6 protein-coding genes and 3 pseudogenes are annotated in these 11,565 nt (G+C 44.3%); 8 read left to right on the forward strand and 1 reads right to left on the reverse strand.

The window, feature by feature from the left end; translation table 11 throughout:
• Positions 1-65 precede the first annotated feature (65 nt).
• The 8 genes and pseudogenes from RE628_RS02185 (at position 66) to RE628_RS02220 (ending at position 10,911) form a co-directional block, all read left to right on the forward strand.
• On the forward strand, positions 66-854 hold the full coding sequence (locus RE628_RS02185) for a DeoR/GlpR family DNA-binding transcription regulator (RefSeq protein WP_309157195.1): 789 nt from the start codon (positions 66-68) through the stop codon (positions 852-854).
• 374 nt (positions 855-1,228) lie between these two features.
• A pseudogene (locus tag RE628_RS02190) lies at positions 1,229-2,118 on the forward strand (aldo/keto reductase).
• A 269-nt stretch (positions 2,119-2,387) separates the two neighbouring features.
• Positions 2,388-3,806: a helix-turn-helix domain-containing protein gene (locus RE628_RS02195; RefSeq protein ID WP_309157196.1), complete on the forward strand. Its 1,419-nt coding sequence runs from the start codon at positions 2,388-2,390 to the stop codon at positions 3,804-3,806.
• 204 nt (positions 3,807-4,010) lie between these two features.
• Complete coding sequence (locus tag RE628_RS02200; protein WP_227011656.1) at positions 4,011-4,196, forward strand: aspartyl-phosphate phosphatase Spo0E family protein; 186 nt, start codon at positions 4,011-4,013, stop codon at positions 4,194-4,196.
• Between the two features lie 136 nt (positions 4,197-4,332).
• Positions 4,333-6,011: pseudogene (locus tag RE628_RS02205) on the forward strand (alpha-glucosidase).
• A 268-nt stretch (positions 6,012-6,279) separates the two neighbouring features.
• Positions 6,280-8,814 (forward strand): annotated as a pseudogene (locus RE628_RS02210) (glycoside hydrolase family 2 protein).
• Between the two features lie 289 nt (positions 8,815-9,103).
• The gene (locus RE628_RS02215; protein WP_309157197.1) at positions 9,104-9,730 is read left to right on the forward strand and encodes an LTA synthase family protein; all 627 of its coding nucleotides are present in this window, start codon (positions 9,104-9,106) and stop codon (positions 9,728-9,730) included.
• Positions 9,640-10,911: an LTA synthase family protein gene (locus RE628_RS02220; RefSeq protein ID WP_309157198.1), complete on the forward strand. Its 1,272-nt coding sequence runs from the start codon at positions 9,640-9,642 to the stop codon at positions 10,909-10,911. The genes RE628_RS02215 and RE628_RS02220 overlap by 91 nt, the downstream gene beginning before the upstream one ends.
• A 73-nt stretch (positions 10,912-10,984) precedes the next feature.
• Here RE628_RS02220 and RE628_RS02225 read toward each other — a convergent pair whose 3' ends face one another.
• Complete coding sequence (locus RE628_RS02225) at positions 10,985-11,419, reverse strand: hypothetical protein (RefSeq protein ID WP_309157199.1); 435 nt, start codon at positions 11,417-11,419, stop codon at positions 10,985-10,987.
• Positions 11,420-11,565 lie beyond the last annotated feature (146 nt).

Genomic DNA, 11,565 nt, shown 5'->3' on the forward strand with positions numbered 1-11,565 from the left:
TCCTTCATCCTCCAAAATTATGTTAGAGTTGTTGACGGACCATAAGAGTACTAGAGGAGAAGGCTATGGAAATTTCTAAGACTGGACTTCGCAGGGCGAAGATTCTGGAACTGATCAAAGTGAGCGGTAAAATATCGATCCAGGAAATCATCGAAGCGACGGGTTGCTCGGAAGCGACAGCCAGACGCGATCTCGACTCTCTGGAGAAATCGGGAGAGATTATCCGTACGATCGGCGGTGCTATATATGATGGGGATCGCACCATGGCTTCTGAGGCATCCTTTGCTGATAAACGCTTCTCCCGTCTTCAGGATAAGGAACGGATTGCCCATATGGCGGCTTCATTAGTGGAGGAGGGCGATGTGATCGGTTTAACCGGTGGCACGACAACCTTCCTGATCGCCAAGGAGCTGAAGAAGCATCGCAATATTACGATTGTTACCAATGCGGTTAACATCGCTGCCGAGCTGGTGGATGCGGAAGACATTCAAGTAGTTGTGACAGGCGGAGTCATGCGTACGAAGAGCTATGAATTAATCGGGCCACTAGCTGAGAGTGTAGTCGGTAAGATCAACATTACGAAGATGTTCCTTGGTGTGGACGGCGTGTCTCAGGAGCATGGATTTACGATGCATTCCGAGCTAGAGTCGCGGATCGCCCAGCAGCTTATTGAACGATCTAGTCAGGTTTTCGCTGTGTTCGATGACAGTAAGCTGCGGAAATCGGCTTTGTTCACGATTGTTCAGCTCTGCCAAGTAAAGGGGATCATTACGAATCGGCTGCCAGAGGGATGGAACACGCCCGAATGTGGAGAGCGTCAGATTGAAGTTCATATCGCAGCGGATGAACCATAAATACGGACAGCTTCTAACGAAACTACAGATCGCTAATTCCTCAAAAACAGCCGTATTTTAAATCTAACGAATCTCCATATCGTTATTTGGGAGAAATATAGGCTTCAAACGCCTAATTGACTTAAATAGCGATACCTAGTTTCGTTAAAATTCCCAACGGCCCTTTTTGGCTCAAATAGCGATATCCAGTTTCGTTAGATTGGGAAAATATAAGTAACGGGATTGCCTTTGGGCAATCCTTTTTTATATGAGAGGGAATGTATAGAAAAAGACTTAATCTCCTAAACTGCGGATATAGAAAAACACGGTTATTTAAGGTATGATCCAGTAGAGTCAGTCTGCTCAAAAATTAGTATTCACTCAGGAGGGGTAATATGAAATATCGTACACTTGGAAAGACGGGGTTGGACGTATCCGTAATCGGCATCGGGACTTGGCAGTTCGGTGGAGAATGGGGATTCAATTTACTCAGGATGAGGTGGATGCTATTCTCGATAAAGGCCAGGAGCTTGGCATCAATCTGATCGACACAGCGGAGTGCTATGGCGATCATCTGTCAGAATCCTTCATCGGCAATTATATCGGCCGGCGCAAGCGTGAGGACTGGGTGATTGCTACGAAATTCGGACACCATTTCCACGAACGTTTTACCCGTACAGATGTATTCAATGCTGACGGTGTTCTCAAGCAACTGGACGCTTCTCTAAAATCGTTAAATACAGATTATATCGACTTGTATCAGTTCCATTCTGGTCCGGATCAGGTATTTGATAATGATGCACTGTGGACGATGTTGGATAAGCAGGTACAGGCCGGTAAAGTGCGGCATTTGGGTACTTCGATCGGCAGCAACGATAATCTGCACCAGACCGAACAATCTACCAAGGTGAACTCACAAGTGATTCAGGTCGTATATAACCGATTAGATCGCAAGCCAGAAGAGCGAGTATTCCCTTCTTGCGAGAAGCAGAATCTTGGCGTGCTTGCACGTGTACCGCTGGCGAGCGGTTATTTGAGCGGTAAATACAAGCCAGGTGCTGTGTTCGATAATACGGACGTACGCCATCGCCATGATCCTGAGAACACTCGCCTCAAGCTGGAAGAGGTAGAAGAAATTCGCCGTAATGAAGTTCCCCAAGGTGTCAATATGGCCCAGTGGGCATTGGCATGGTGTCTCAAAAATCCAATTGTGACCGCAGTAATACCGGGCTGTAAGAATCCGGCGCAGGTTGAATCCAACGCAGCGGCAGCCAACCTATTATAAGTCCGCTTTTGTTCACGAAATTTTATTAGAATCGGTGTGATCGTTATAATGACGCAGCACCGGTTCTTTTGTTATTTTAATAGAAAGTAAGCATCTATTCGACAATAATTAACAGACAAAAAGTTTTACGATTTGGGAAAAGTTGACGAAAAAGTGAGTTTTTCAATTGACCTATTCCAAAATTAGCCGTAGTATTAAATTATAGTTTTTTTTCAATATTATGGCTTTTTTCAGTTATCCAGTACTTCCATAAGGGGGGGTGAATCCTTTTGGTTTCCACCGTCACCATTCGCGCAGAATTAGAAAGTTTCATCAAGAAGGAGGGGATAACACTTCATCAATTTGCTGAACGATCCGGAATTAATGTAGGTACCCTAAGCGGCATAATTAACGGGAACAGGCCAATATCGATTGGACAATTGGACGTGATTACCGACGTAATGGGTCTTCCGGTGGGCAGCTTTTATGAAATGTATGCAGATGAGGGTTTTGCTTCTAAAGCTGCTCCTCATTGGCGTAGATTACGTCCCTTTCTGCTTCGCTGCGCGGAACTGCGGAGGCATGATTGCATTCAAAAGACGCTTGAGCTTCTTATTGAAGATATTAAACAAGTGGCAGGCATTTTTGAAACGGCGGAAATCATGTTTGAACAAGGTCTGATCGAGTCAGCTATTCTTCTGTATGAATGTGTGATCGAGAGTGAAAGATCAAGTCATAGCGAACGTTTAGCTATTAGTTACTTTAGGTTGTTTCAGATCTATCAAAAGGATCGACATAAAGGATTTACTGCGGCGGTTCAATTTTTACCTTATCGACATCGTTTGCCCGAAGCATTGGTATTGGACGGGCTTGTCATGTTGATAGATTTATTTGCTGTAAATGAGAAGTGGGATGAAGCAGAGGATTATGCAGATGAATTATGTCATATAGCTTATAAGCTATATGAGAATAAAATTTGGAAAGATCCGAACTTCAATCCAAGCCGTCCCCTTGTTTATTACTATGGAAGAGGATACTTATCTAAAGCAGGAGCTTATGAATATCGTAGGATGTATGCTGAATCCAGGGTTTGGATTTCCAAATACGAAGACTTAAGCTGGTTCGAAGGTCTTGATGAGGCTGGTAACCTGGAAGTGGAAAGATATAAGATGTTTGCGGAAGCAAACCTTCTATCGATTGACATCAAGGAGGGGAATCGATCTAGAATCTCCGAGTATATTGCATTCCTTGAGGAAAATCCCAGTGAGGTTTTGGAAGGGTTAACAACCTTGCTAGAATCAGCTAATAGGCATAAGTTTTTTGTGGATGAGTATCTGAACCGATTTGCTGAGGAAATTAAGTACTACAGTAAAGTGACACAAAAGGGCTGGGGCAATCAAAAGAATAATCAAGTTTCCTATAATGATTCTTATCATACATTTCGATGTGCTATATTTTTTCAAAAGTATGCTATTTATTGCTTCAGAAAAAAAATAGTCGATGATGGAATCGAGAATATACTAAACAGCCTCAGGTTTTCCAACAAGATCAATAGTAAAAGCACAATATCAAACAATATGATTTTATTTGAATTCTTCCGCCATTATTCAACGGAAGAACAAAAATCAACATATTTAAAACTATGTGAGGAGGCGTGGGACTATGAAGAAGAGCTTAATTTGGGCGAGTGTGCAAATTCTCTCGGTTAGTATTATTGCTGGAGGACTTATTACAACGTTAACTCATGGTATGGGTATTAATTCGAATTGCTAGGAAGCAGCAGGATAAGGAGTCGGCTCAATCATGAGTCGATTCTTTATTTTTAACCATAAATGGAATTTTTATGTATGCACAAACGTGCAATATGCATTATTTAGCAACACACCCTAAAATATAACATAGGGTGATTGACATTGATTAGAAGAGAGACTATAACAACTATTATTGAGCAGGAACGAGAGGAATTAAACCGACTGGCAGCGCAATATGGTTTGTTGGACAAGCGTGTGCTTGAACAATCTATAGAGCTCGATGAATTAATAAATAAATATAATAAAGTCAGGTATTATGACTCTCAGAAGAAGAAGCCGATTGCTTAGAGCGAAATGGCTTCTTCTTTGTTTTATTGGAATACAGACTTACACAAGTTTCTATATTTACCGCATTGGGTAGAATATAAATGGAAATCCTGATAATAATATTTCGGCCTAATGCTTGCATTTTATGGAGGGCGATATGCGTAAAGTATGGTGGAAAGAGGCTGTTGCATACCAAATATACCCGCGAAGCTTCATGGATTCAAATGAAGACGGTATTGGTGATCTACAAGGGGTTATTTCCAAGCTCGATTATTTGAAGGATCTCGGGATCGATGTGATCTGGATCTGCCCTATTTATAAATCTCCAAATGACGATAATGGTTATGATATCAGCGATTTTTACGGTATTCTGGATGAATTTGGGACGATGGGTGATTTCGATATGCTGCTTACGGAGTGCCATAATAAGGGCATTAGGCTAGTTATGGATCTGGTATTGAATCATACGTCGGATGAGCATCCCTGGTTCATTGAATCCCGTTCTGCTCGGAATAATCCCAAACGGGATTATTATATTTGGCGAGAAGGCAAGGGAGGATCAGAACCTAACAATTGGGAATCGATGTTCAACGGATCTGCTTGGGAATATGACGGGCATACGGAACAATATTATTTGCATCTGTATTCCGTAAAGCAGCCTGATTTAAATATGGAAAATCCGGTCGTGCGTCAGGAGTTAATCTCCATGATTCGTTGGTGGCTGGATAAGGGCATAGACGGTTTTCGAGTGGACGCGATCACACATATCAAGAAGCTGCCGGGACTACCGGACATGCCGAATCCGAAGCATTTGCGTTATGTTGATGCCATGGACGGTCATCGTAATGTTGAGGGGATTCATGACTTTCTACAGCAATTCAAGCAGGAGGCCTTCGCCGACTACGATATCATGACGGTCGGTGAAGCGAGTGGAACACCGATCTCAGAAGCAGATAAGTGGATTGGTGAGAAGAATGGCGCGTTCAATATGATCTTCCAGTTCGAGCATGTTAGCCTGGATTTTGGACCGGAGGGACGTTGGGACTGTGGACCGTGGAGTCTAGCTAAGCTGAAACAGATTATGCAGAAGTGGCAAATTGGACTGGACGGAATCGGTTGGAATGCTCTGTATTTGGAGAACCATGATCAACCTCGCAGCGTGTCCCGATTTGGTGATCCCGTACATTATCATAAGGAATCTGCCAAAATGCTGGCTACGTTCTTCATGTTGATGCAAGGTACTCCCTTTATTTATCAGGGACAGGAGATTGGTATGACCAATGTTCATTTCCATAACCTTAACGAATATCGGGATGTAGAGATCTACAACTATTACCGTGAACGGCTGATGGATGGCCAGGATATTGATGAGACGATGCGCAGGATACGATTCCGGCACGTGATAATGCGAGAACACCTATGCAGTGGAGCGATTCTCAGCATGGTGGATTCTCGGGTGTTGTACCATGGATTCGCGTCAATCCCGACTATCATCGTTTTAATGTGGAGCAGCAGCTATCCGACCATGACTCGATATTGAATTATTATAAGAAACTGATCGTGCTTCGTAAATCAAATGAGACACTTATATATGGCAAATACGGTAGCTTTATGGACAAGCATCCAGAGATATTTGCTTATTCCCGTTCACTTGGCGGTAAGATCTATTTGATTGTACTTAATTTCTACGGTAATACCCCACCATTTGAAATGCCGGACGAGTTAAAAGGATATACCTCTCACGTTGTTCTCTCCAATTATGAGATGGACCAGAGCCGATTGGACAATACATTTGAGATGAAGGCTTATGAAGCCATTGTGTATCAACTCGATTAGTTCAACTAATATATCACAATAGAAGGGGAGTTTCTCCGCGCATGTGCAGAGGTGCTCCCTTTTTGGGTTACCGTCATTTGTTTCTACTTATTTCCCATGCTTACGTAAGGGGTTTGTTAGCGAAGTCTATTCAGCCCAATATGGTGATGGATAGTTATTTAATGTGTTTTGTTGTATAAATATAATAACAATTAATATAACAAATATATTGAAGTAGATTGAAATGTTCGTTGTATATTGAATCGGGCGTTGACTACATTGGAGGCGAATGATGAACCATCAGCATATTCTAAGTGATTGGAAGTTCAAAGCTTGTGATGAAGAGGAGTGGCTGCAGGCTCAGGTACCGGGAACGGTGCATACAGATTTACTGCGGCATGGTATCATAAGTGATCCATTCTATGGGTCAATGAGCATAATTTGCAGTGGATCGATAAGAAGGATTGGGAATACGAGGCGAATCTGAAGCTTACCGATGACATGGCCCTACTAAGTCATTTGGAACTTGTATTTGAGGGGTTGGATACTTATGCGGATGTGTATGTGAATGAGCAGCATATATTGTCCGCTGATAATATGTTTCGCGCCTGGCGGGCCGATGTGAAGCCCTATATTCATGTCGGTGATAATACGGTCAGAGTGGTATTTTGTTCCCCAATCGTCAGGGATATGGTCAAGCTACATAAGCTGGGCATGGAGATGCCAGCCCCTAATGATCAATCTGATCTGGGGGAGTGGTTGATCATAAGCTCAGTGTGTTTGCCAGGAAAGCCCCTTACCATTACGGCTGGGATTGGGGACCAAGATTTGTGACATGCGGGATTTGGCGCGAGGTTAGGCTGGAAGGCTGGTCAGCGCCGAAGATTACCGAGTTTTATATTAGACAGAATCAAGTGTCTGCGGAGATCGCCGACTTGACGGCTGAAGTGGAGGCCTTTGTACCAGCTGCCTGGACTGGCCGCTTGAAGATCGTTGCTGGTGAGCAGATTTGGGAGAAGACGGTTGAACTTACCACCGGAGTTCAGGTGATCAAGTTGGATATGCATATTAGCAAGCCTGAGCTATGGTGGTGCCGCGGGCTTGGGGAACCATCCTTGTATACTTTTAAAGCAGAGCTTCTGGAACAAGACTATTCTGTGTCCGAGAAGCAGGTTAAGACCGGCTTACGTACCATTCGCCTTATTCGCGAACGTGACACGGCGGGGGCTTCATTTTATTTCGAGCTGAATGGTGTTCCTGTATTTGCGAAGGGAGCCAATCATATACCAAATGACAGCTTTATTCCCGAAGTCACTTATGAGCGTTACCGCCATGAAATAGCGACGGCTGCGGCCAGTCATATGAATATGCTCCGTGTGTGGGGCGGTGGATTTTATGAGGAGGATATCTTCTACGAGCTATGTGATGAGTATGGTTTGCTTGTCTGGCAGGATTTCATGTTCGCTTGCAGCATGTATCCGGGGACGAGGCCTTTCTATCCAATGTTGCTCAGGAAGCGGAGTATAATATCCGGCGCTTGCGCAATCATCCTTGCATTGCCTTATGGTGCGGGAATAATGAGATCGATTCAGCTTGGGCTCATTATATAGAGAATAGTGGCTGGGGCTGGAAACAAAATTACGATACGCTTCAGCGGGAGAAGTTGTGGGCGGACTATGAGGTTCTATTCCACCGTATATTACCCGAGGCGGTATCTCGCTTGGCTCACAATATCGCTTATTGGCCATCCTCTCCGCTCCGTAGTTTGAGCCGGGATGAAAATCAGCATGCCAATGCATTATCTGGCGAAGGGGATATTCACTATTGGGGAGTATGGCACGCCGTAGAACCGTTCGAGAACTACAACAGCTATATAGGTCGTTTTATGAGTGAATATGGTTTTCAATCTTTTCCTGAGCTTAAGTCCGTTCTTAGCTACGCTCCGGAAGAACAGCTTGAATTAGAATCAGACATTATGCTTGCCCATCAGAAGAACGGCAACGGTAATCGGCTGATCAAGGAGTATATGAAGCAGTATCTACCTGATCCGAAGGACTTCAAAGCCTTTCTGTACATGAGCCAGATCCTGCAGGCCCAAGCGATGGAGACGGCTATAGAAGCGCACCGTAGGAACAAGCCATACTGTATGGGTACGTTGTACTGGCAGATGAATGATTGCTGGCCAGTTGCTTCCTGGGCGGGTATGGATTATTACGGGCGCTGGAAGGCGCTGCAATATACAGTTCAGAGAAGCTATCGTGATATTATACTGTCCATCGTTAGAACAGAGGATGGCATCGATATCTATGTTGTGAATGACAAGAGGAACGTGGTCTCCGGTAAGTTGGATCTGCAGTTGTTCGATTTCAACGGGAACAGGTTGTATGAGAATACGGAACAGGTCATGCTTGCCGCGGATTCATCTGCTAAGATCAAATCTATGCATCTGGGAGGATTGCTCCAGTCCTGGGATCAGCAACGGACAGTGCTGGTAGTCAGCTTGAAGCAGGGGAATGAGTTGCTCGACCGCAAGCCGTATTATTTCACCTCATTAAGAAATATCGAACTGCCGCAGTCAAGCATAACGTTACATGAAGTATCGGGAACGAATGGAACCTCATTCACATTGGGGTGCGATACTTTAGCTCGGCAGGTATGGCTATCTGCGGAGGAGGAAGGGATATTCTCGGACAATTTCTTCGATCTAATCCCGGGTATGCCGGTTACAGTACAATTCTATCGCCGTAGTTCAGGAGATAAGGCCTTTGTTCAGGATTCTCCGGGCCATGTCACTGTAAGGTCCATGAGAGATTTTATATCGTAAAGGTTGCCTTGAAGGTAACGAGCTGATGTCGCTGTTATAGCGGTGTCAGCTTGTTTAGTTTACGCGGTGTCTGATGATATCTCTACAGAGTATTTCACTATTTTCCATCCCTAACAAGTTAGATAATCTCGTTCATTGCTGTTATAATGTTGACTTGACCAATACTAGAAAGAGATGAAATGAGGATGGAAAATTATCGGATTATGAACCGATGGAAGTTTGCTGTTACGTTTTTGCTTATATTATTAAAAATCGGCCTGATGCGTTATTTCTTCTATGATGGAATTCATTGGGGGGAGTAGCTGCCGAAGCGCTGTCCGCATTGGCTCTTTTTTGTCTTGTTGATTTGTTGTTCCCTATTAAGAGGAAGGGGATCGTATACACTAGTTTTAATTTCATATTTTCTCTGACACTGTTTGCGGCAACTCTATATTTCGCCCACTTTGGGACGATTCCGACCTACGCTGTACTGGGTGAACTGAACCAGGTTCCGCAGATTCGGGGTAGTGTGAACGCGCTGCTGCGACCGGACCAGTTTTTGTATTTTGTTGATTTTGTAGTGCTATTTATCGTGTATATCGTTCGCAAGATTGTCTCCTACCGTCGAAGTCGCAGTCTCAGCTTCTCTATGGAACGTCGTGATTCAGGCGGCAAGAGTCGTGGTTGGATCATCGGGGTCGCTGTTTTGTTAGTACTCTGTGTCGGTGCATCGACGCTTTATGTTCGCTCCGGCAAAGGTATCGATAACGAATTGGTTCGCGGCGAGAAAATAGGCTTCTTGAACTATCAGATCGATGCGGCCCTTCGTAATCAAAAGAGGAGAAAATGCTCCAAGAGGGGAATCTGGAGGAGACAGCTGGCGAGATTCACGCTTTGCAGAATTCCTATTCTTACCACGACCAAAAGGCAGCAGTGACACCGAATTATTTTGGTGCGGCCAAGGGTAAGAATCTGATTGTCATTCAGATGGAGTCCTTTCAGAATTTCCCGATTAATCTCAAGATTGGTGATCAGGAAGTAACACCGATATTGAACGGGCTTGCTAAGGAAGGATTTTATTTTCCATATGTCTTCCAACAGATTGGCCAGGGAAATACATCGGATGCGGAGTTCATGTCGAACACATCGATCTACCCTACGGCAGCGGTAGCGATGTCTACCGGATACGGAAACCGTGAATTACCAAGCCTGCCTCGGTTGTTGCAGAAGCATGGTTATGTGGCGAATACGTTCCATATCAATGATGTAACATTCTGGGACCGGAACAAGCTATATCCGGGGCTTAATTTTGACAAGTATTACGACAAGCCTTACTACAATAATGATCATTTTAACGATTTTGGTGCCTCGGATGAGGAGATGTACCGGGTTGGTATCGAGAAGCTGAAGGAGATTCAAAGCGAAGGCAAGCCATTTTATGCTCAATTCGTGACAACATCCAGTCACTCTCCATTCGTTGTCCCTGAAGACAAGAAACAAATTCAGCTTCCGCAGGATATGGATGGGACGAATCTAGGGAATTATATTACGGCAATTAACTATACGGATTATGCGATAGGGAAATTGATAGATCAGTTAAAAGAAGCTGGAATGTGGGACGACACGATGCTCGTCATCTATGGTGACCACTTCGGAGTGCAGCCGAGTGATACGAGTTCCAGCGAGATTGAGCAGAAGCTGGGCATCGCTTATGATGACCGGGTGAGCCGCTTCAATATTCCGCTCATTATGCATATTCCCGGACAGCAGCCGGGTATCCGTGCAGAACGTGTCGGCGGTCAAGTAGACATTATGCCGACGACGGCGAATTTGCTAGGTATCTCTTTGAAGGATGAGGGCTTTACAGCAATGGGGCAGGATCTGCTTAATATCGACCGCAATGTAGTTGGTATGCGATATTATTTGCCAACCGGGTCCTTCTTCAATGACGATGTGATGTTCGTTCCTGGTCAAGGCTTCGAAGATGGCTCGGCTGTATCGATCAAGACACTTCAACCTGTCGCGGATTTCTCGAAGTATCGCAGCGACTACGATTATATTATGAAGCTGATGGGCTTGTCCGATCAGTATGTGAAGCTGCTGCCCAAGAGGGGATAAACGGTCTATATAATACAATAAGCCCCGCTGGAGGAATATCTCCAGCGGGGCTTATCGTATAGGTTTTGGTAAGCTAGAATATATGGTACTTCTTGGAGACGCTTTCGCTAATAATCGCTACAAGCTCTTGTGATTGTTGTTGGTAGGCTTCGATGGAGATATGCCCGTCGGCCAATCTCTGATCTAGCTGCTCTTGTAGCTGTGATACTTGCAGGCTGATGACGGAGTCTACATCCTTCTGATTGGATATGGTGATGTCAGCAAGAGAGTTGCCCGCTGCCAGTGCTTCATATAGAGCATCTGTGCAATCCTCGTTATTGACGATACCTATTGCATCAATAAGCGGGTCATTGCTCCTTTGTTTGGAATTGCTCTTATTTTGATCAGCCTGCTTGGCTGGAATAAGAGCCAACGCTTTCGCCGCAGCTGCAGTTTGTCCCGATATGCCTGAACCCAGCGTAATGAAGCATGCCATCGTCCCTACGATAACGATTCGTTTTATAATCATAGAAAAGTAATCCTCTCCATTCGTACTATCAGAGGTTATTCATGTACTAAGGTTAATACGTTGAGGGAGCCAAGGAGGTTTCATTTATTATTTTATATTGCAAAAAAGATACAATTAACGAGCGAAATAAGGCCGAATGGTATCAA

The sequence above is a fragment of the Paenibacillus sp. D2_2 genome (genome assembly GCF_031199965.1).
GTDB lineage: Bacteria > Bacillota > Bacilli > Paenibacillales > Paenibacillaceae > Fontibacillus.